Genomic DNA, 21,973 nt, shown 5'->3' on the forward strand with positions numbered 1-21,973 from the left:
CCTTTGTTGTATATACAATAGTAGTAAATACATTTATGAGACTGGAAGAAGAGCTGAAACAGGCCAGGTTTAAGGACGAATACCAAAAAGCTATGTTAAACGTAATATTTACGGCGAACTGGCTGGAATTGGCCATTGCGCATGTACTGAAGGAATTTGATCTGTCCTCCCAGCAATATAATGTACTGCGGATCCTGCGGGGGAGCAATCCCCGGCCGCTGAATCTGCTGGACATACAGGAGCGGATGATGGACAGGATGAGCAATGCCACCCGGCTGGTGGAGAAACTGCGGCAGAAAGGGCTGCTTACCCGTACGCAATGTGAAGAAAACAGGCGCAAGGTGGAAATTGCCATCACAGAAAAAGGCTTATCCCTGCTGGATACGCTGGATCCGCTGATGAGCAGGAACCACCTGGAAATCACTAAAAAGATAACTCCTGATGAAGCTGCTACCTTAAATCATATTCTGGATAAGCTCCGCAGCTGATTTTTTTGCCCTAACAATTGTATATACAATAATTGTAACCACTTACAACAAACTTACACTCATCATTTTAAACACACATCTATGTTCAAACGTTTATTACAGACAGACGACAGCATAACATCATTCATTATCCGGGTAACGCTGGCCCTGGTTATGTTACCGCACGGCGCTCAGAAACTGCTTGGCATGTTCGGCGGATATGGCTTTAAAGCTACCATGAACTACTTTACCTCCACCGGTACCCCTGCATTCCTCGCCTTCCTGGTAATCCTCACGGAAAGCATCGGCTCCGTGCTGATACTTCTCGGATTCACCACCCGCTTCTGGGCAGGTATGCTCACCATCATCATGCTGGTAGCTACCTCGATGCATGCAGCCAACGGCTTCTTCATGAACTGGGGCGGCACACAGGCCGGTGAAGGATTTGAATATCACCTGCTGGTAATCGGCATCAACATCGCGCTGATCATCAAAGGCGCCGGCCGCTGGTCCGTTGACCGTATGCTGACCAGATAATACAACGACATCATCAACTGCTTAATTACTATCATTTCATTTTTAACACTTTCAGACATGAAGAAAGCATTATTTTCTACCTTACTCCTGGTATTAGCCGGCATCACAGGTTTTGCACAGGTAAAATGGGGTGTTGACCCGGCTCACACCCACGTTGGTTTCAGCGTGAAACACCTCGGTATCAATTATGTAAACGGTCACTTTGCCAAATTCAACGGCACCGTTGAAACCGCTGACAGCACCAACTTCCAGAACGCGAAAATAGATTTCACCGCAGATGTTAACAGCATCAGCACCGGCGTAGAACAGCGCGACGGCCACCTGAAAACAGATGACTTCTTCAACGCAGCTCAATTCCCGGATATTAAAGTTAAAAGCGTTTCCTTCAAAAAACTGAGCGGAAACAAATACGCCATGCTCGCTGATGTAACCATCCGCAACACTACCAAACGTGTAACCTTCGACGTTACCTACAATGGTGTAGTAAGAGATCCATGGGGACTGTGGAGAGCAGGTTTTACCATCAAAGGCAGGATCAACCGGCTGGACTTCGGCGTAAAATATGCTGACAAATTACCTTCAGGCGTCTACGCTGTAGCACCCGTTGTAGATATACAGGTGGATGCGGAGATTGTGAAGGGCTAATAAATAATTACGAATTGCGAATTACGAATTACGAATGTAGCCCGAAGATAAAAGCGAAGACCAGAGCGATTATACTTTAAGTATATGCTCTGGTCTTCGCTTTTATCTTCGGGCTACATTCGTAATTCGTAATTCGCAATTCGTAATTATTTATTAACCCTTCCGTTTCTTCTTTTTCTTCAACTGCTCCTGCTCTTTATTATGTTCATCTAACAACAGTTGCCAGTTATCATTCGGTATATCTTCGGAGAAGCTGATGGTTTCGCGGTAGTCGTTCTTATCGATTTTCATTTCGTGAACGGGCTTGCCGATGAATTGCTGGATGGCGTCCAGCAGGGGTTTTTCTTCGGTGCTGCAGAAGGAAACGGCTTGTCCTTTCTGTACGCCGCGGCCGGTACGGCCCACGCGGTGTACATAATTTTCGGGAACATCGGGCAGGTCGTAGTTGACCACGTATTCCACGTTGGGAATATCGATACCACGGGCGTTCACATCTGTGGTGATGAGGAGTTTGACATCGCCCTTCTTGAATTCGTCCATGACATGAAGGCGGTCGTCCTGTTCTTTTCCGCCGTGCATGGTCAGGCTTTTGATCCCTACTCTTTCCATGGCGGCAGCTACGCGTTCTGCGCGTACTTTGGTACGTACAAATACCAGGATTTTATTTCCGGAGAATTCCTTTACCAGTCTTTCCAGGAAGAAGCGCTTATCATCCATTTCCACGTAGGCTACTGCGTGGCTCACATTTTTGGAAACGGGGTCCTGCGGAGAAATCTGGATACGGATCGGGTTATTCACGACGGAATAAGCGAGGTCCTTGATATCTTTATCGAGGGTGGCGGAGAAAAATAATGTCTGGTGATTACGGGGAATATGTTTGATGACATCGCGGATATCGCGGATAAACCCCAGATCCAGCATATGGTCCGCTTCATCGAGCACCAGGGTCTGCACTTTGGAGAGGTCCAGGTGTTGCTGGTTCAGCTGATCGAACATACGGCCGGGTGTGGCAATCAGTACATCCACCCCTTTTTCCAGGATTTTGATCTGGGGGCCCTGGTCCACGCCGCCTACCAGCGCCAGGATGCTCAGGTCGGTGTATTGTCCGATCTGCTGGAACACTTCTGCAATCTGGATCGCCAGTTCGCGTGTAGGCACCATCACGAGGCATTTTACCTCATATTTACGTTTATTGAAACGCAGGTCCTGCATTTGCAGGCGGTGCAGCAGCGGGATGGCGAAAGCGGCGGTTTTGCCGGTTCCGGTCTGGGCAATAGCCATTACATCATCTCCCTGAAGGATAGATGGAATGGCTTTAAACTGTATATCTGTAGGACGTTTGAAGCCGAGTTCGGCCAGGCTGTCCTTTATTTCCTTAGAAATATTGTACTGTTCAAATTTCATGTGCTGACATTAATCCCGCTTTAGGCAGGGGCCACAAAGATAGGCTATATTTTTGTCAGCACAGGAGCGGCGGGGCGCTATGATTTCACCAGTTGTATTTCCATGTTCAGTTTCACCTCATCGCTGAGCACAATGCCGCCCGCTTCTGTGGTAGCGTTCCAGCGCAGGCCGTAATCGGTGCGGTGCAGCCGGCCTTTCAGGGCGAAACCTGCTTTTTCCTGTCCCCACGGATCTTTGGTAACACCGCTGTGTACAACTTCCAGTTCAATCGGGTGTGTCTGTCCCTTGATGGTCAGGTCGCCCAGCAGCTTATAGTTCTCTTCATCAATTTTCTTTACTTTTTTAGAGATAAAGCTGATGCTGGGGTAATTTGATGCGTCAAAAAATTCGCCGTTTCTCAGGTGTTCATCACGTTGCCTGTTTTGCGTATCAACGCTGTCGGCGGCAGCTTCAAAGGAGATAGTAGCATCATGGAAGTCATCGCTGTCTGTCTGGATGCTTCCGGAGAAACGGGTAAAATAGCCACTCACATTCGTAATCATGAGGTGTTTTACTTTAAATCCAATTTCGCTGTGTGATTCGTCAATTTTCCAGTTAGTCATAGCACATTGTTTTTAGATAATTTCAAAGACTTCACAAATGTAGCAGCAGACAGGCTTACAACACTTGGATAAAACACCGGAAATGATGGACAATTTGCACATGGTGTCAGAAGCGGACAGCAAGTGTTAAATTTGTTGTAAATTATTATCAATAGCAGTACCTATGCCGTTTACGATTTCACATATTGCCATTGTGTTGCCATTTGCCTGCCGCCGGCGGAAATACTTATCAGTAACGGGTTTGATGACAGGCACAATGACGCCGGATTTTTTATATTTCATTTTGCTGGATCCGTATTTCAGTGCGGGGCATACCTGGTGGGGAATTTTTTTATATGATGTTCCGCTGGCGTTGTTACTCACATTTTTATATCATGATGTAGTGAAGGCAGCGCTGATACAATATCTGCCGGGCTGGGCCGGCATGCGTATCCATCATTTCCGGTATTTCAGCTGGGATCAGTATTTCCGGCAACATTACCTGGTGGTGATTTCCTCTGTTATCCTGGGAGCGCTTTCTCATTTGCTGCTGGATGCCTTTACGCATGGTCACGGATATTTCGCAGGGTCGATACCGTTTCTCCGGCGTAACATCCGGATCTTTCATCATCCGATGGAGATGTGGTACCTGATGCAGTACCTGAGTTCTATTGCGGGCCTGCTGCTGCTGATTTATTTTTTCTTCCGTATACCGAAATCTATGCGGCCGGCGGGAAAGCCACCACGGATAGCGCCTCCGCTGTTCTGGCTGCTGGCGGTACTTATAGCGGCAGCTATTTTGTGGGTGCATTCCCTGGAGCCGCATCCGTTAAGAAAAAATATGGACTACCTGGCTACTGTGATGGGGGCATTTTTTTATGGTTTCTGCAGCGTAGTATTGTGGTTAAGAATATCAAAACAATAAGTTGTCTATGGCGCGTTATGTAGCATTTCTCCGGGCAATCAATGTAGGAGGTAACAGGATGGTGAAAATGGAGGTACTGAAGGATATATTTGAGCAACATGGTTTCAGGCAGGTGCAGACCTACATCAACAGCGGCAATGTGCTGTTTGACCATACCGGTAAGGATACAGCCATTATCGGAACAAAAATAGAAAAGGCGCTGGAGAAGGCCCTCGGATTTGATGCGCCGGTATGTGTACGGAGCATGGCGGAAATGGCCGCCGTGCTGGAAAACAATCCGTTTCCCGGTATTACGCCGGACAAACAGGTACAGATTTACATTGCCTTTCTGCGGGATACCGCCGGCGCAGATGCGGCCGGTATACTGGCAGGTATGGATAACGAATGGGAAACCTACCGGTTATGCGGGCGGGAAGTGTTTGTCCTGGCCCGGAAAAGACCGGATCCTACACCTTTCTCCAATAATTACCTGGAGAAAAAACTGAAAGTAGTGGCTACTACCCGCAACCTGGCAACGGCCACCAAAGTAACCCAATAAAAAAATACGCTTCCCGCTGTAAGTTTTCCGCCATTGCTGCAACTAATATGGGAAATTACAGTTAATGTATTCTTCATTTTATTACAACCGCTGCGTATGAGTAAGGAAGCGTTTTTGTCTGTAATAGCGCAGCATCAGCATTTACTTCACAAGATATGCCGGTTGTACCGGGACACCTTACAGGACCGGGAAGACCTGTTCCAGGAAATTATTTATCAACTGTGGAAGTCTTACCCGGACTACCAGGGGCTGGCGAAGCCGGGCACCTGGATGTACCGTATTGCCCTGAATACCGCCCTGATGGGCTTACGCCGGAAGAAGCCCCGGATCACCTATACCGACCAGCTACCGGAGCAGGCAGCCGCGAACGAACCTTCCACAGAACAGCAGGAGCTGCTGTTTAAAGCGCTGCGGCAGCTCAGCGACGCAGAGAAAGCCATTATCACCCTTTACCTGGAAGACCTGAGTTATCAGGAAATAGCCGCTATCACCGGCGTTACAGAGAATTACATCGGCGTAAAAATCAATCGTATCAAGACGAAGATTAAAACCATTTTAAACTTATAACATATGGCACAAGATCCTTTAATAACCGCATGGAACAGCGGAGAAGCGCCACAACGATCTCCCGAAGCCCTGCAGGCCATTGTGGACAAAGGCAGCTATCCGGTGCGCCGCGGCATCAGAAATCAGCTGCTGCTGGAAGCCGCCTGCTACCTGGCCCTGCTGCTGGCGTACTATGATATTTTCGACGGGCATACCAGGCCGCTCACCCTTAACCTTATACTGGTAGCAGCCATCGCCTTTATGCTGCTGCACAACATACTCGGATATATCCATACGGCAGCACGGATAAGCGGCAGGGAAATTACCCGCTCCCTGCAACAGGAGATATCACGCTTACGGCAGTACGCAATCATATCTGTTCTCTCGCGGGCAACCGGTTTTGCAGGACTCATTACTTTCTTCGCAGCCGGCATCCGCTGGACGCCCTTCAAATACTGGATACTGGGCGCAGCTGTACTGATACTGCTGGTACAGCTGTATATTTTATCAGGAATATGGCGTAACCGGATAAGCCGGCTGCGCAACACCCTGTTGCAACTGACACCTCAATAGATAAAAACGGAGCGTAAGACAATGATTGATAACGTAAAGGCGTAACACTGACCTACGCTCCCAATCACGGCAAGCAGGTACAATAACATTTCAGAAAAGGAAAACACTATTCCATGGAAACAGTGTCCGTTTTAATATGCGGTGTTAATATGCACCGCCACATTTTGCATCAATGGGTGGTGAGGACAGGTACAGGCTGAAACAGGTCAGTATCCGGCCAGCGTGTTTGCGGGTTATTCACCGCCTGCCACATGAGGCCATCGAGATCATTGAAAAAGCCCTTATCTGTACGGGTATTGCAGAGGATCACCCAGGTGAAGCCATTGGCTGCACGCACAATTTCGGAGGCTGTTCCAGGCAGCGAACCAGCATGCCACCAGTTGTTATAGACGTTGACCAGCCATCCGAGGGCGTAATTGGGATTGGCTGCAGACGGTGTAGTCATCTGTGTAATGGAAGCGGAAGACAGTAAATCAGCGCGGGAAGGAAAACCATCCACTGCTGTCAGGAACCTGGCAAGGTCCGTAGCAGTAGCTATCCAGCCGCCATGGGCATCCATCCTGGCGATATTATAGATATACGGGTTCTCCTGCTGCTGCCCGTAATACACTACTTCCTGTGGTTTTCTCTCTGCCAGGGTATTGCTGCCTGTTTCCATCTGGTGTATACCGGCTTCCTGTAAAAGGGATTGCACGTATGTCTCATAAGACTGGCCGCTGACCTTTTCTATAATACGTCCGAGCAGACAATAGCCAAAATTGGAATAGGCATATACCTTTCCTGGCTGATATAATACCGGCTGTTCAATAAGGGTGCGGGAGATCAGGCTGTCAGCCGACAGGGACGGATACAGGAACATCGGATCCCTGGCGTTGTTGGGCCAGGCGCCGGCAGTATGCTGCAACAGCTGACGTACGGTTATTTCCTGTAACCATCCGGAGTACGGTAATTGCCCATAGCGGACGCCTAACAGGGCCTGAGCACCGAAAACCTTATCGTCTGCAGACAGCTTACCGGCTTCCGCCAGTTTCAGTATAGCCACGGCCGTTATACACTTGGATACACTGGCAATCCGGAAGCGGCTGCCTGGAGTTACCCGCTGCCGGGCAGCAGTATCGGCAAAACCGTAACCGCGGGCATACACCAGCTTTCCGTTACGGGTAACCGCAACAGATACGCCAGGTACGTTATACTTCTCCATAAAGGTTTTCACCGCCTTGTCTACCTGCGGCACCGCCACCGTATCAGGGAGTGTGCCGGTGCCGAGTTTTGACAGCAGCAACAGGCTTATCAGTAATTTCATACGTCAGGATATACACAATAATGATGTTGTGAAGATAGACAAGTCGTGCAGGAAGGATTAAATTTTGTTTATGAATGACGATCCCGTCAGGTCCGGAGATATGAAAAGCGCCTGAATGGCTTATCTTGTGCGATACTGACATGTCAAAAACAGCATACATGAAACGGATTCTCTTTTTATTACTGGGCAGCACGCTGCTGGCCACCGCCGGCGAAGCCCAGCAAAAGACAGATGTGCAGGCACATCGCGGGGGTATGGGCCTGATGCCTGAAAATACTATTCCTGCCATGCTCAATGCCGTAAAGCTGGGAGCACGCACCCTGGAACTGGATTGTATCATTACGGCAGACCGCAAAGTGGTGGTTTCCCATGATGCTTACATGTCTGCAGAATTTATGCGCCGCCCTGATGGCAACGATATCCCCAAAGCAACTGAAAAGTCGCTGGCATTATTCTCCATGACCTACGACAGTATTAAAAAATACGACGCCGGCACCAAACCGCATCCACGGTTTCCGCAACAGGAGAAAATGATGGTACACCGGCCGCTGCTGACGGACCTGATAGATAGCGTAGAGGCCTATATCCGGCTGCACCACCTCAAACCGGTATATTATAATATGGAAACCAAGTCGTCTGCCGATGGCGATGGCACGTATAACCCTGCCCCCAGCGAATTTGTTGCGCTGGTTATGGACGTTATCAACAGAAAAAAAATCGCAGACAGGGTTACCATACAATCTTTCGACATCAGAACATTGCAGGTGCTGCATAAATCCTTCCCGAAACAACGTACCGCCCTGCTGGTAGGAAACCGGGAGAGTTTTGCAGAAAACATTGCCCGCCTGGGTTTCACACCGGATATCTACAGCCCCAACCATGCCCTGGTGACGCCCGCGCTGATACAGAAAGCACATGCCGAAAAAGTACTGGTACTCCCCTGGACAGTAGACGACCCGGCAGATATGCAACGCCTGTTATCCCTGGGGGTAGATGGCATTATCACTAATTATCCTGACCGGTTAATCAGCATTGCCGGCAGTTATCAGCAATAAATTTTTCCGCACAACGGGCTGAAATGCAGCATGCATACATCTGTTGGTGTTTCATGCTGCATTTTCATTTTCAATAAAATACATATTTATTTGCAGACATATTATATAAAATAATTACAAAAAGCTGATAATCTTTATTTTAGATAACTTTGCAGCAAATACAATCAGAAATGAAAAAAATGTTATTGACCTCACGTTGCTGGTTATACGCTGTAGCGGTACTTGCGTTGCTGACCTCCTGCGCTTCCTCCAAAAAAAGCACCAGTTCTCAGCAATACATGAATAAACAGTATAAAGAGCTGAAGAATGTGCTGAACGAAGCGGAAGTAAGTATTATCAAAGACAGTCTCAAAGTGATTTTTCCCAATAATGTGCTGTTTGCCTCTTCTTCTGATCAGCTGAGAGATGAGATCAAACCTACGTTTTCACATTTTGCGGATGTATTGAACAAATACGATAAAACAAAGATCCTGATTACAGGGCATACAGATAATACCGGAACTGCGGCATATAACCGCGAGTTATCCGAACGCCGCGCTGAAAGCACCAAACGTTTACTGGGGCAATACCAGGTAAATAATGACAGGATGTTTACCTGGGGACAATCTGACCGCGATCCGATTGCTACTAACGACACTGAGGCAGGGAAAGCAAAAAACAGAAGAGTAGAATTTGTGATTCTGTATGATGTAAAACAATAAATACTTATTACTTCATCAATAAAAACCGCGGCAGTAATTCTGCCGCGGTTTTTTTATTCCATCTATCAGCATTCCTAACAAGCCATTAACACAACCGGCGGCTACACTGAAAACCGGCTACACCCTACTGTTGCAATTCTTCAGCATCGGCAGCAGCAGCCTATACATCTGATGAAAACTATATTCATATTTTTTCACTCAAAAAATTCTTTTTTTGATTTGCTTATTGTATTATTGTAATACAAGACCAAAATCTGTACGCAATAAGTCCCGGCTCAGGGATGTTTGGAATAAGACAAATCTGATCAAACCCGACTAACAAACAACATTTAGTAAATCTGTTTAAACCTTCAGTAAACCCGTAGTAGTAAATCTGTTGGCTGACAACGTTTTCAGGCTGTCAACATTTTTCATTATCCGCAAACCATTATAAAAATCCTTCAGCAACGCAAAACAAATTGTTGCTGCGGATGCTTATGTTATCCTGTATCATGCTGTTTGCTGAGCATCCTCCACAAATACCCAAAATAAACAACAACATGAAAATACGCTTTCACGTTATTGCTTTCATGACGCTGACAGTGCTGATACTGGCCGCCTGCAGCAAAAATACGGAGATACCTGTTAATCCTGATTCCCAAAGTAATGCAGATAAAGTACTGGCCTTTATTCAAGGCATGGGCTACAGCGGCAGCAGCATCGTTGATAACGGTAACGCTTATATTGTAGCAGGTGATGTGCGCTTTCCGAAAAACATGCAGGTGCCTGATACTAAAATCAGGACAGAACAAAAATGGACAGGCAGCATACTAACGCGGGCTAACTCCCAGAATATACGTATTAAAGTTGATCCCAGTATGACTTCCATGATGGCTGAAATCCAATCCGCCGTGAACAACTGGAATACTGCAGAAGCCATCTGGTTGCACTTTGTAGTGGTAACCAGTACGTCATATGATATCCTGATCAAGGATGCCGATCTGGGTACCGGCATATGCGGACAAGCCACATTCCCGTCCAATGGCGCTGCAGGCAATCTGGTCCTCATCAACAAGGCATACATTGCAAATCATAGTTTTTCGCAACGGCAACGTACCATCACACATGAACTGGGGCATACTATTTCCCTCATGCATACCAATAGGCCAGGTGGCGTTCGGATACCGGGAACTCCCCCTACTGATGCAAGTTCCCTGATGAATGAAGGACAATGTAATAGCGGCGCAACTGTATTATCAGCTGATGATAAAAAAGCAGTTCAGTGGTTATATTAATAATACATATCGCGTCAATGCCAAAAAGGGGTTAAACCTGCCTGTACATCATAATAACATACAGCTATTCTGAGCTTCACCCGGAAATACCCAAAATAAAAACACATGAAAATAAGCTATCAAGTTATTGGCTCCCTGATGTTGATACTGGCTGCCTGCAGCAAAAATACAGACACACCGGTTAATACTAAACTTCAAAATAATGCAGATAAAGTGATGGCCTTTATTCAAAGTATGGGCTATAAAAGCAGCAATATTGTTGATAACGGTGACGCCTATATTGTAGCAGGCGACGTGCGCTTTCCGAAAAACATGCAGGTGCCTGATACTAAAATCAGGACAGAACATAGATGGACAGGCAGTAAACTTTCGGTAGCCAATGCAGCGAACATCCGCATTAAAATCGATTCCAGCATGACTTCGATGACAGCAGAAATAAAAATTGCTATTAATCAATGGAATGATTCCAGGGCTCCGGGACTGCATTTTTCTTTATCCGCCGGAGATTATGATATCCTGATAAAAGATGCTGACCTGGGTACCGGTAACTGCGGACAGGCGACCTTTCCTTCCGGCGGCGCAGCAGGCAACCTGATCCTGGTCAACAAAACATATATAGCAAGTCACACACAGGCCCAGCGGCAACGCACCATTATGCATGAAATGGGGCACACCATTTCTCTGATGCATACCAATGAAACGGAAGGTATTCTGACTAATTCAAACCTGCCAGACATATTATCTCTTATGAACGGAGGGCAATGCAACACCGGCCCTTTTATACTATCAGCCGGCGATAAAAGAGCCGTTGCATGGTTATATCCATGACAGGTAACACTAAAAAGCAGGCTGCAATAGAAAGGTTTTGTTACTGCAGATGCACATATGATCCTGTATATGCTGATCGTCATCCACTAACACCCAAAATGAAACCAACATGAAAAAACACTTTCAAGTAATTGCTGCCTTGATGCTGATACTATCCGCATGCGGCAAAAACACAGACATACCGGTTAATCCCGATCCGCAAAGCAATGCGGACAAAGTACTGGCCTTCATCCATAGTATGGGATATACAGCAGGCAGTATCGTTGATAACGGTGACGCCTACATTGTAGCAGGCGACGTGCGCTTCCCGAAAAACATGCAGGTGCCTGACAGCAAAGCAAATACGGAACAAAGATGGACCGGCAGCAAAATTTCAGTTGCCAATGCACTGAACGTCCGTATCAAAATTGACCCCAGCATATCTGTCATGTCAGCTGAAATAAATGGTGCAGTAAATCTCTGGAATACTGCCGGTGCGCCTGGCTTACACATATCAGTGGTAACCGGAGCTGCTTATGATATATTGATAAAAGATACTAATCTAGGTACCGGTATCTGCGGACAGGGCACCTTCCCTTCCGGAGGAGCCGCAGGCGCGCTGATCCAGATCAACAAATCCTTTATTACAGGAAATAGCTTTGCTCAGCGGCAGCGTACTATCGCTCATGAAATCGGGCATAACATTTCACTCATGCATACCAACGAGGCAGGTGGATTATTGATTCCAGGCAGTCAGCCTGACCTAATTAGTCTCATGAACGGAGGCCAGTGCAATTCTGGCGCCACTACATTGTCACCCAAAGATAAAAATGCCGTTAAATGGCTGTATCCCTGATTGGTACTGCTATAAAATATTCCGCAACGGGAAACAGTTTGTTTCTGCAGATGCACACATTATCCTGTATATTTTCTGATCGTCATCCACAATTACCCAAAATTAAACCAAAATGAAAAAAACCCTTCAAGCTCTCGCTTCAATTGCGCTGTCAGCGTTAATCCTGTCAGCATGTAGCAAAAACTCAGATGCACCTGTAACTCCTGATCAAAAAGGAGATAAAGTATTAGACTTTATCCAAAGCATGGGTTATCCTTCCAGCAGCATCGTTGATAACGGTGACGCCTATATCGTGGAAGGCGACGTACGCTTCCCGAAAGACATGCAGGTTCCTGACAGCAAACTTTCCACAGAACAGAAATGGACAGGCAGTAAGCTGACAGCAGCCAACGCACTGAACGTTCGTATTAAAGTTGATGCAAGCATGACCTCCATGGGAGCTGAAATCACTTCTGCTGTGAACCAGTGGAATACTTCCGGCGCTGCAGGTTTACATGTTACTGTAGTAACCGGCGCTTCCTATGATATCCTGATCAAGGATACCAACCTGGGTGCTGGTATCTGCGGACAGGGTACTTTCCCTTCAGGCGGTGCAGCAGGTAACCTGATCCAGATCAACAAAGCCTACATTGCAGGTAACAGCTTCGCACAGCGTCAGCGCACTATCACACATGAAATCGGACATAACATTTCCATCATGCACACTAACCAGTCCGGTGGCTTACTGATTACAGGAACCCCTCCTACTGATGCCATCTCTCTGATGAATGCAGGTCAGTGCAACAGCGGCGCTACTGTATTATCACCTAATGATAAAGTAGCTGTTCAGTGGCTGTACCCTTGATAAACCGGCTTCATACTGCTGTTTCCTACTAAAACCTGAACCGTTATGGTAAAATCTCTTACATCAATCGTGATTATTGTGCTGTCAGTCCTATTCCTGGCAGCCTGTAACAAAAAACCGGATGCTGTCACTCCTGCAAAAGGAGATCAGGCAGCTAAAGTATATTCCTTTATTCTCAGTATGGGCTATTCTTCCGGCAGCATCGTTGATAACGGTGACGCTTATATTGTACAGGGAGATATCCGGTTTCCGAAAGATATGCAGGTACCTGACGGCACAGTTTCAACGGAACAAAGATGGAGCGGCAGCAGAGTGGCTAATGCCTTAGTCAGGAACATCCGTATAAAAGTAGACGCCAGCATGACCTCCATGGTGAGCGAACTCAATTTTGCGGTGAATCAGTACAATACTGTGGGCAGTACCTCTTTGCATATGTCAGTGGTCACAGGCGCTACATATGATGTGCTGATCAGGGATGCCAACCTCGGGCCAGGGGTATGCGGACTATCCAACTTCCCTACCGGAGGCGCTCCCGGCAACCTGATCCAGATTAACAAATCATATATTTCCGGACATAGCTTTGCCCAGCGGCAGCGCACCATTGCGCATGAACTAGGACATACTATCGGCCTCTCACATACCAATGAAATGGGGGGAGTTGCTATTCCGGGAACACCAGTAGATCCGCTGTCGCTGATGAATGCAGGGGAATGCGGTACAGGTGCTACTATGCTTTCCAATTATGACAAGGCAGCCATCCGCTACTTATACCCGTTATAACGGGTGCGTATCATCCGGCACTTATCCAAAGTCCAACGAAAATTGCTACCAATCTGAAAGGACAATCGTAGCATTATCTATTCCAGCATGATCAGAATATAATACAGGATAGGGGTGTACCTGAACAGGTACACCCTTCTTTTTGTTACCGTGGTTCACATTTGTTTTACTTTACTGATAAATTCGTCTAATTCGTCTGCAGTATTATAATAGTGCGGAGAAGCGCGAAGCGCCCACTGCACCTGTTTTTCATCAAAATCAATTACCGCAAATCCCCGGTAGCTGGGCACCACATTGATTTTCTGCTGCCTGAACTGATCTACCAGCTTTACCGGATCATCACCTTTCATGGTAAAGGTGACCAGCCCTCCCAGCTCCGGACCTCTGTCCAGAACATTAACGCCGGGGATCTCTGCCAGCTCCCGCCGCAGATGGGCAGCCAGTGATTTCACGCGCTGCCAGATGCGGCCTTCTCCTACCTGCCGGCAATATTCCAGCGCATAGCGTGTACCCAGCACCTGCGCATAGGCGAATTCCCAGTCTTCAAAACGGGTGGCATCTGCCCGCTGCCGGTACTCATCCTTTTCTATCCATTCCGCTCCGCGCATATCAATAAACAGCGGTTCCAGTCCGGCCTGCAGCGCCCTGTCTGACACATACAGGAAACCCGTACCCCGCGGGCCGCGCAGAAACTTTCTGCAGGTAACACTGAGAAAGTCGCATTGCAGCGTTGTTACATCCAGCGGCATCTGCCCGATAGACTGGCACGCATCCAGGAGGTACCAGGTGTCGTACTGCCGGACAATATCCCCTATTTCCTCTACCGGCTGCACCAGCCCGGAATTGGTAGGAATATGCGTGATCGATACCAGCTTCGGACGCAGGGCTTTCAGCTGCCGTTCCAGGTCTTCCAGGTCCACACCACCTTCCGGCGCATTGCGGACACGCGCTATCTTTATACCAAAACGCTTCTGCAGGGAAAGAAACTGTATCTGGTTGGAAATAAAATCATCATTGGAAGTAAGTATTACATCGCCTGCTACAAAGGGAATTGATGATAAGGCGCGGGTATAGGCATCTGTAGCACTGGAGGTAAAGGCTATATTGGAAGGACGCGCATTAATCAGCGCCGCAGCCGCCGTATAAAATCCTCTGATGTCCTCCGCTTTGAGGGCTGCCGCCTCATACCCGCCGATAGTAGCTTCCAGCTGGATATAATCTGTAACGGCATTGGTGACGATATCGGGCATCAGTCCTGCCCCCGCATTATTTAAATGTATGACATGTTCACATCCCCGGGTTTCCTTTCTCAGCGAAATTATTTCACCGGTAGAAAATTGCGTTTGCATATGCATAATAATCTGTTAATTTGATAACAAAATTACCTGCTGCCTGCTGCTGAAAAGTTGCAAATACAACACTTCAACGGGTTTTTACTTTAATTTTCACTGCCTAAACGCATAAAAACTGCATGACCATAGATCAGTTTGATAAAGACCTCCTGCGCCTGCTGCAACAGAACAACCGTCTTACTGCCGACGAGCTGGCCGAACAGGTAGGACTTAGCTCCTCTGCCGTTCAACGCCGCCTGAAAAAGCTGCGCGAAGAAAAAATCATTGAAGCAGACGTATCAATTATATCACCCGTGGTAGTAGGACTGGAAATTACCTGTGTGGTAGATGTGGCACTGGAAAGAGGTGATTCCCGTGCGCTGGAAAAGTTCAAATCATCTATGATGCAGTCACCGGAAGTGATGCAATGCTACTATGTTACCGGCAGTTATGATTTTGTGCTGATTGTGAATACCCGTACCATGAAGGAATACGAAGTTTTTACCAACCAGTGGCTGCTGGATAATCCCAATGTTAAACATTTCCACACGCACGTAGTCATGGATAAGGTAAAGGTAGGCTATAACATTGCCCTGTAATCAGGATTTCAATTGTGAAGGCATGATCCCGAACTTCCTTTTAAAGGCAGCCGCGAAATGATGCGGATGTTTATATTTCGTATAGGCTGCTACGTTATATCCATTCAGCCGATGCATCTTAAAACCCGCTACTATCCTGCATTGCACAGCCATACAACGAAAAAACAGATCATGCCAGCAGCGCTGTTCCCGACATACCGGGGAAACCTGCCAGGACCTTGCAGCATTTCATCAGTGATTATGCTGACTTGTTCCGTTGATCACATTCTGATATAATTTTTTAACCTGAATGATTATTTTTAGGGATTCGCCATATGTGAACAATTAATCATGAAGATATCATTCAGGTTTCCGTGCCTTTTACTACTATCCTTCTATTGCCATACAGCCTTTGCACAGGTGAGCTCCCGCGATACGGTGAAGCAGCTGCAGGCAGTTACCGTAAGCGGCAATACCGCCATCATACAAAAATCTGATGACAAAACCGTTTATCGCCTCTCCAACAGCATTACCGCACAGGGCACGGATGTGCTGGATGCTATCGGGAAAATTCCCGGCGTAAAAGTAGGCACGGATGCTATTGGTCTTGCAGGCAAAGGCGCCGTGAAAGTAATGATTAACAACCGGCTGATGAACCTTTCCGGTGAAGACCTGATGCGGTACCTGAAATCACTGTCTGCCAGCCAGGTGTCGAAGATTGAAGTCATCACCAATCCTTCTGCCAGATATGAAACAGATGGTAATGCGGGGCTGATTAATATTGTGCTGCAACATGATAAAAAGCAGGGATATTCCGGTAGCCTGCAGCTATCTTCTAAACTGTCCGCTCCCGGCGTATCCGAAGCCTATGGCAAAAAAACGTTCGGTGAACTGGCTGGCAGCGGTACCATCAATTACAATACCGGCAAGTGGTCTGCCTACGGCAGTGTGAATGTTACGAAAGACAGGCACCTGGAAGGTTTCGGCATAGATCTGCAATATCCGCAGAAAACCTGGATGCAGACAGATACAGGGCTGTATACTTTCAATAACCTCAGCGTGGTAGCCGGCGTAGACTACAGGCTCAGCTCCCGCGCTACAATTGGCGTATCTTATCTGGGTGGTAAAAATAACTATAAAGGTGCAGACCATGTCCGTAATCCGGTGTATGACCTTTCCGGAAAACAACAGCAGCTAATGACAACGTATGCTGATTATTACCCGGTAGCCGCTACCAACTCATTCAATATACATTCAGATATTACGCTGGACAGCAGTGGCAAAAAACTGTTGCTGGACGCAGATTATTTCAACTACTACAGAACAGACCGCTCTGATTTTGAAAGCAACAGCTACGGCGCCGACGGCAAGCTGCAGCCCAACCGACGCACGCGTATTTACGACGACAACAAACAACATATCAATGTATATACCCTGAAGGCAGATGCCGATATTCCGGCAAAATTTGCGAAATACCAGGTGGGTGGCAAGCTGAGCTTTATCAGCAATTACAGCAATGCCTTTTACTATGATAAAGCCAATGACGACCGGCTCACGCTGAACAGGAATCTGAGCAATGAGTTTGATTACAGTGAAAACACGCAGGCATTGTATGGCAGCGCCAGCAAACATATCAGCAACTGGAACCTGCAGGCAGGGCTTCGCGGCGAGCTGACGCAGACGAAAGGTTATTCCCATACCCTGCAACAGACTCACCGGCAGCAATACCTCAAATTATATCCGTCTTTACTGATTGCCTTTACACCATCTAACGATCACCACTATACGTTTTCTGTCAGCAAGCGGGTGAACAGGCCCACCTTCTGGAATCTCAATCCGTATAAGTCGCTGACTACCGCCAGCAGCTACCTGGAAGGCAATCCTTATCTGCAGCCGGAATACAATACCAACATAGAAGTATCGCATACCTACCGGGAAAAGTTCACCACCAGTGTATTTTATAGTATCACCAACAACGGATTTTCCAACATCACCTTTGGGCAGGCAGATACCAGCCTGGTATTCACCCGGCCGCTGAATTACCTGGAAACGCAGCGTATCGGGGTTTCAGAAAACGTAGCGCTGACCATCGGATCGTGGTGGGAAAGCAATCAGCTGTTAACAGTATATCATACCAATGCACACGCCACCCGCGATGATATCCGCGATATTTCCGGTTATGGCTGCTATGTTTCTACCAACAATAATTTCTATTTCAGTAAAGATAAAACGCTGGCCGGCAGTCTTAATTTCTGGTGCCAGTTTCCGGAAGTAACGCAGATAGGCCGTACTAACACCTATTACAGGCTGGATGCCGGCATTAAAGCGATGCTGTTCCGGAAAAAGGCGACGGTTACGCTCACTGCCAACGATCTGCTGAGAAGCAGTGCAGTGGCTGTATCATCTCATATCAATGGTATACCACAAACGTTCTATGGATTCCAGATTAACCGCTTTTACCAGTTGAGCATCAGCTACCGTTTCGGGGCTAATGGCGACAGGCAGCAGAAGCGCTCCGGCAATACAGAAGAGCGGGGAAGGATATAATGTACCGGGGAAAACACCGTTTTGAAATTGTGCAATAAAACCGCATCTTTACAATAGCGATTTAAAACATGCCATTAAGACGAGGATTTGTTGGATAAGATGATCAGCGCTTAACCAATTAAAAGACACCCCATCGTATGACAATTACAGAGCAGTTAAAATCCCTCCTGCCCGAAATCTATCTGGACGAGAATGGTTATGAGTATTGCATTCAGCCGGAAAATGGACTTACCGAGGAAGAAATCAGCAGCATTTCACGCAGGCTGCCAACAGGGCAATTACCTGCTGATATCAAAGAACTGCTGCGGTTTACCCGGGGATTTGAATTTAATGCCGTTATTGAAATCACCTTCGATGGCATCGGGCAGTTTGGTTTTGAAAATCTTTTCCCTCATTCTGTTCAGCTGGCGCATGACGGCCTGGGCAATTTCTGGATACTTGATATTAACAGCAAAGGCCAATGGGGTAAAGTGTTCTATGTATCCCATGATCCGGCGGTAGTAGTGGTACATTCCCACAGCCTCTCTCAGTTCCTGGAACATATTGACGAATACGGGAAGTTCCCGGTACAGTCTAATCTGTATCACATTCATGAGAAAACCGTATTTGATGTATGGCGTGTTCACCAGGGTTTTATGGTACTGGAAGATGCCCGCCATACTGATGACCAGGCGCTGAGTAATTTCGCGCTGTCACTGCCGGACAACTACCTGATAGCCGATCTCCGGCATAAGCCTGCAGGCGCAGGTTTCGCCTGGGGCAGGCATAATCCGGAGCTGGATGGCACAGTAAAATGTCCCGATGAACTCATCTGGGGTATTCCCCGGAAAAGCGGGCAGAATTTCTTCACAAAATTATTCCGGCGTTCGGGTGATAAAACGATAAAGCTGGTATAAACTATCAGCCAAATATTTACGACCATGACCGAAAGCCTGCTGACGGAAAAATTAAAGCAACATGATCCCGCTGCCTTTTCATATGTATACGATACCTGTTTCCCGGCCATATCGGCCTGGATACAACAAAACAGCGGCACCCGCGAAGATGCCGCCGATATTTTCCAGGAAGCCATGATAGTACTGGTAACCAGACTGCAGCAACCTGATTTTACACTCACCTCCGCCGTAAAGACCTATCTCTTTTCCGTTGCCCGCAATACCTGGCTGAAACAGCTGCGGGATACCCCCCGCATTGTTACCGCTGATATTCCCGAAACAGCCTGTATAACGGAACCGGATATACGTAATTACAGTTTATTGTTACGCCGCTGGCTGCAACGCATCACCGGTCACTGTCAGCGTATACTGAAAGCACTGTTTTTCTACCGGGTGCCGGTACAAACCCTCATGCAGCAGATGGGTTGGAAAAACAAACATACCTCCGACAACCAGAAATATAAATGCCTGCAGCAGCTCAGGAAAGCCAGCAGACAAGACCCCGGTTAAGCCTTCCGGAAATGTTCCATCGTTTGCAGACCGTATGCCAGGGTAGCACCGGAGCGTATGGCGGCGGCTATCATCACTGCTTCTGCCAGTTCCTCCCTGGAAATACCCAGCTCCTTAGCCTTCACCGTATGCTTCTCTATACAGTACGGGCACTGCAGCGCTACCGCTACCGCAATGGCTGTCAGCTCCCGGTATTTTGCCGGCAGGTGATTGTCCGCATGTTCAACTGATTGATCAAAAGCAATCCACGCTTTGCTTTGAAGCGGCGCCCCCTGCATCAGGTCTGCTATGCGCTGCTGGTATGCCGGATCAGATAAATGTTTCATGAAGTATTTTTATGTTAATACCACTACCAGTAATTTATCACCCGTTTGCCTGAAAAATATTTAATTATCTATCCGGAACAAAAAGCGGACGAGGTTGTTATAGCATAACAAAGAAGCAAACATCATTTATTAATAACGGTATTAACAAGGGGAATTCATCCATATGTCAGCAACCCGCCCGCAAGCGGGTTGTTTGCTGCTACACCTTCCGACAGCCTTCTCATATAAATCACTGTTCACATTTTATAACCTCAAAATAATCCTTACACGTTTAAAAGCTGTCTGCCATGAAAAAAGCACTTGTCATTTCCGCCATGATCCTGGCGGGCGTAATCCTCATTACGCTTATCCGTCAGCCACATTCGCCTGCTACCGCCGCGGTACCCCAGCAACATCAATTTAATTTCGGCATTAACATTACCCCCTACATTCCTATAGAACTCAAGGCTGATGCCACACCGGAAGAACTGGTCAGCTTCGCCTGGAACGAATTCTTTGCCGTTAACTGGAAATCAAGCTGGAAGCAAACCGGCACCCGCGGTAACCCTGATAACAACTGGAGTTATGTTTATCCCGGCCATCCTTACCCGGATGATCCGCTGGTATGGGAAACCTACGCACATCGTACCGAGCTGCGGCCCTATAACGACTCCATGCTTCCCTTCGACAAATTTCCCAAATATGTGTATAAAGATCAGCCGGAAATCAATAATACCAATTACCTGCTGTTCAACAACCTCGATGAAAACAATGAAATAGGTTCCTGTGAACTGTATGCGGATACCCGCTATTATAACAAGGACAGGATGGTGCTGTATCAGGCCAAAGTTAACAGGGATGAATATGAATACCTGCTCAACACCTATCCTAAAGCGGTACAGCTGAAAGAAGCGCTGGACAATACTGTCCGCAATATCTCCAGGGATTCGGCCTATTACCGCGGCGCTAAAAACTCCTGTAACTGCCCGGATGCAGCCAAAGTATTTTGTCTGCCATGCGGCGGCGCTTTCAAGCCCGGCGGCGCCCCTAATGCGCAATATACCGGCGCCATAGAAGTAAAAACCGCCTGGAAGCCTGTATTTCCTGCTGAAGAGCCACTGTATTTTACCCGCACCGTTATCACCTATCAAAAGGTGGGTGATAAAGTTTATGCACAGAACAGGCGCTACGGCCTCATCGGCATGCATATCATTCACAAAACACAGAACTATCCCAACTTCATCTTTGCCACCTTTGAACATGTGGGTGTACAACAAAGCAATATGGGATATGTGGAGCTGAGAAACGGCCCTTTCAATCCTGTACCCCAGGCGTATAACCGCCTGCACCCTATTCCTCCGGTGGTAGATTCCTCTACTGCCCATGCGCACCGGCTGCTGCGGCTGAACAATCCCAACTCTATCTGGCAATACTACCGGCTGGTGGGCGTACAGGGCAACCCTACGAACGACAGCACCAGCTTCAGTTATTTCCTGGCGAATTATGTGATTGAATCTGATCCCACGCTGGCAGATTTTCATGGCAGCAGTATCAACAATCCTTTTAACTATGGAGTAAACAATGTACAGCGAGGCCGCGGCTACCGCATGGGCGGCTGTCAGGGCTGCCACGGGGTAACACAGGTACAGCTGGGCAGCGACTGCTCCTTCCTGATGAATTTTGTAGACAAACCCTTTGAATCCCCCGATGCCGGCAGACGCACATCTAAAATTGAGATCTACCGCAAAGCCCTAAAATAATTTTATTATTTTATTATTTAGTTATTTGAGATTTGAGATTTGTTTCAATAATTGGAGCCCCCTTGAATATTTTCGGATTTTCGGATTTTGAGATTTTGAGATTTTATAATGCAGCAAAGATTTACGCGAATATCTCCGCTGCATTATAAAATCTCAAAATCTCAAAATCCG

The 21,973-nt window shown here is 47.3% G+C and carries 24 protein-coding genes; 19 read left to right on the forward strand and 5 right to left on the reverse strand.

The features are described from left to right. The first annotated feature begins 35 nt into the window (after nucleotides 1-35). The 3 genes from GWG06_RS27975 to GWG06_RS27985 all read left to right on the forward strand — a co-directional run bounded on the left by GWG06_RS27975 (nucleotide 36) and on the right by GWG06_RS27985 (nucleotide 1,649). Nucleotides 36-488 (forward strand): MarR family winged helix-turn-helix transcriptional regulator, encoded by a 453-nt coding sequence (locus tag GWG06_RS27975; RefSeq protein WP_127040549.1) that lies wholly within the window; start codon nucleotides 36-38, stop codon nucleotides 486-488. Between the two features lie 81 nt (nucleotides 489-569). Then, nucleotides 570-1,004: a DoxX family protein gene (locus GWG06_RS27980; RefSeq protein WP_127040546.1), complete on the forward strand. Its 435-nt coding sequence runs from the start codon at nucleotides 570-572 to the stop codon at nucleotides 1,002-1,004. 57 nt (nucleotides 1,005-1,061) lie between these two features. Then, complete coding sequence (locus tag GWG06_RS27985) at nucleotides 1,062-1,649, forward strand: YceI family protein (RefSeq protein ID WP_160717696.1); 588 nt, start codon at nucleotides 1,062-1,064, stop codon at nucleotides 1,647-1,649. A 153-nt stretch (nucleotides 1,650-1,802) separates the two neighbouring features. Here GWG06_RS27985 and GWG06_RS27990 read toward each other — a convergent pair whose 3' ends face one another. Next, nucleotides 1,803-3,053: a DEAD/DEAH box helicase gene (locus tag GWG06_RS27990; protein ID WP_127040540.1), complete on the reverse strand. Its 1,251-nt coding sequence runs from the start codon at nucleotides 3,051-3,053 to the stop codon at nucleotides 1,803-1,805. 77 nt (nucleotides 3,054-3,130) lie between these two features. Further along, entirely contained in the window at nucleotides 3,131-3,655 is a 525-nt protein-coding gene (locus GWG06_RS27995) for a YceI family protein (protein WP_127040537.1), read from the reverse strand. Nucleotides 3,656-3,818: 163 nt separating this feature from the next. On the opposite strand from GWG06_RS27995, the gene GWG06_RS28000 reads away from it, so the two are divergent. The 4 genes from GWG06_RS28000 to GWG06_RS28015 all read left to right on the forward strand — a co-directional run bounded on the left by GWG06_RS28000 (nucleotide 3,819) and on the right by GWG06_RS28015 (nucleotide 6,216). Next, complete coding sequence (locus GWG06_RS28000) at nucleotides 3,819-4,559, forward strand: DUF4184 family protein (protein WP_127040534.1); 741 nt, start codon at nucleotides 3,819-3,821, stop codon at nucleotides 4,557-4,559. A gap of 7 nt (nucleotides 4,560-4,566) precedes the next feature. After that, nucleotides 4,567-5,097, forward strand: coding sequence for a DUF1697 domain-containing protein (locus tag GWG06_RS28005; RefSeq protein ID WP_160717698.1), 531 nt, complete (start codon nucleotides 4,567-4,569; stop codon nucleotides 5,095-5,097). A gap of 96 nt (nucleotides 5,098-5,193) precedes the next feature. Further along, entirely contained in the window at nucleotides 5,194-5,664 is a 471-nt protein-coding gene (locus GWG06_RS28010; protein WP_160717700.1) for an RNA polymerase sigma factor, read from the forward strand. Nucleotides 5,665-5,667: 3 nt separating this feature from the next. Then, nucleotides 5,668-6,216, forward strand: coding sequence for a hypothetical protein (locus GWG06_RS28015; protein WP_160717702.1), 549 nt, complete (start codon nucleotides 5,668-5,670; stop codon nucleotides 6,214-6,216). A 169-nt stretch (nucleotides 6,217-6,385) separates the two neighbouring features. On the opposite strand, the gene GWG06_RS28020 is transcribed toward GWG06_RS28015, so the two are convergent. Continuing rightward, complete coding sequence (locus GWG06_RS28020; protein WP_160717704.1) at nucleotides 6,386-7,519, reverse strand: serine hydrolase domain-containing protein; 1,134 nt, start codon at nucleotides 7,517-7,519, stop codon at nucleotides 6,386-6,388. A gap of 158 nt (nucleotides 7,520-7,677) precedes the next feature. On the opposite strand from GWG06_RS28020, the gene GWG06_RS28025 reads away from it, so the two are divergent. From GWG06_RS28025 to GWG06_RS28055, 7 genes are all read left to right on the forward strand, one after another. Beyond that, nucleotides 7,678-8,574, forward strand: coding sequence for a glycerophosphodiester phosphodiesterase family protein (locus GWG06_RS28025; RefSeq protein WP_160717706.1), 897 nt, complete (start codon nucleotides 7,678-7,680; stop codon nucleotides 8,572-8,574). A gap of 170 nt (nucleotides 8,575-8,744) precedes the next feature. Beyond that, nucleotides 8,745-9,275, forward strand: a complete 531-nt coding sequence (locus GWG06_RS28030) for an OmpA family protein (RefSeq protein WP_127040516.1) — start codon at nucleotides 8,745-8,747, stop codon at nucleotides 9,273-9,275. Between the two features lie 539 nt (nucleotides 9,276-9,814). After that, on the forward strand, nucleotides 9,815-10,549 hold the full coding sequence (locus GWG06_RS28035) for a M57 family metalloprotease (RefSeq protein WP_160717708.1): 735 nt from the start codon (nucleotides 9,815-9,817) through the stop codon (nucleotides 10,547-10,549). A 105-nt stretch (nucleotides 10,550-10,654) separates the two neighbouring features. Next, nucleotides 10,655-11,377 carry a M57 family metalloprotease gene (locus tag GWG06_RS28040; RefSeq protein ID WP_160717710.1) on the forward strand — a complete coding sequence of 241 codons (723 nt, stop codon included), beginning with the start codon at nucleotides 10,655-10,657 and terminating at the stop codon, nucleotides 11,375-11,377. 109 nt (nucleotides 11,378-11,486) lie between these two features. Continuing rightward, complete coding sequence (locus GWG06_RS28045) at nucleotides 11,487-12,212, forward strand: M57 family metalloprotease (protein WP_160717712.1); 726 nt, start codon at nucleotides 11,487-11,489, stop codon at nucleotides 12,210-12,212. A 244-nt stretch (nucleotides 12,213-12,456) separates the two neighbouring features. Continuing rightward, nucleotides 12,457-13,056: a M57 family metalloprotease gene (locus GWG06_RS28050; protein WP_160717714.1), complete on the forward strand. Its 600-nt coding sequence runs from the start codon at nucleotides 12,457-12,459 to the stop codon at nucleotides 13,054-13,056. A gap of 45 nt (nucleotides 13,057-13,101) precedes the next feature. Continuing rightward, nucleotides 13,102-13,836 (forward strand): M57 family metalloprotease, encoded by a 735-nt coding sequence (locus GWG06_RS28055; protein WP_160717716.1) that lies wholly within the window; start codon nucleotides 13,102-13,104, stop codon nucleotides 13,834-13,836. Nucleotides 13,837-13,991: 155 nt separating this feature from the next. On the opposite strand, the gene GWG06_RS28060 is transcribed toward GWG06_RS28055, so the two are convergent. After that, nucleotides 13,992-15,185 (reverse strand): aminotransferase class V-fold PLP-dependent enzyme, encoded by a 1,194-nt coding sequence (locus GWG06_RS28060; protein ID WP_160717718.1) that lies wholly within the window; start codon nucleotides 15,183-15,185, stop codon nucleotides 13,992-13,994. 122 nt (nucleotides 15,186-15,307) lie between these two features. Between GWG06_RS28060 and GWG06_RS28065 the strand changes: the two genes are divergently transcribed. From GWG06_RS28065 to GWG06_RS28080, 4 genes are all read left to right on the forward strand, one after another. Then, nucleotides 15,308-15,766 carry an Lrp/AsnC family transcriptional regulator gene (locus GWG06_RS28065; RefSeq protein WP_127040495.1) on the forward strand — a complete coding sequence of 153 codons (459 nt, stop codon included), beginning with the start codon at nucleotides 15,308-15,310 and terminating at the stop codon, nucleotides 15,764-15,766. A 330-nt stretch (nucleotides 15,767-16,096) separates the two neighbouring features. Then, nucleotides 16,097-18,292: a TonB-dependent receptor domain-containing protein gene (locus tag GWG06_RS28070; protein WP_160717720.1), complete on the forward strand. Its 2,196-nt coding sequence runs from the start codon at nucleotides 16,097-16,099 to the stop codon at nucleotides 18,290-18,292. A 137-nt stretch (nucleotides 18,293-18,429) separates the two neighbouring features. After that, nucleotides 18,430-19,188 (forward strand): SMI1/KNR4 family protein, encoded by a 759-nt coding sequence (locus GWG06_RS28075; protein WP_127040489.1) that lies wholly within the window; start codon nucleotides 18,430-18,432, stop codon nucleotides 19,186-19,188. 24 nt (nucleotides 19,189-19,212) lie between these two features. Further along, a complete protein-coding gene (locus GWG06_RS28080; protein ID WP_160717722.1) occupies nucleotides 19,213-19,737 on the forward strand; it encodes an RNA polymerase sigma factor in 525 nt (174 codons plus the stop codon). Here GWG06_RS28080 and GWG06_RS28085 read toward each other — a convergent pair. After that, nucleotides 19,734-20,063: a carboxymuconolactone decarboxylase family protein gene (locus tag GWG06_RS28085; RefSeq protein WP_160717724.1), complete on the reverse strand. Its 330-nt coding sequence runs from the start codon at nucleotides 20,061-20,063 to the stop codon at nucleotides 19,734-19,736. The two genes, GWG06_RS28080 and GWG06_RS28085, sit on opposite strands and share 4 nt — an antisense overlap. A gap of 287 nt (nucleotides 20,064-20,350) precedes the next feature. Here GWG06_RS28085 and GWG06_RS28090 point away from each other — a divergent pair, with 287 nt between their 5' ends. Continuing rightward, the gene (locus GWG06_RS28090) at nucleotides 20,351-21,802 is read left to right on the forward strand and encodes a hypothetical protein (RefSeq protein WP_160717726.1); all 1,452 of its coding nucleotides are present in this window, start codon (nucleotides 20,351-20,353) and stop codon (nucleotides 21,800-21,802) included. Nucleotides 21,803-21,973 lie beyond the last annotated feature (171 nt).

The organism is Chitinophaga solisilvae (assembly GCF_009928525.1).
Lineage (GTDB): Bacteria > Bacteroidota > Bacteroidia > Chitinophagales > Chitinophagaceae > Chitinophaga > Chitinophaga solisilvae.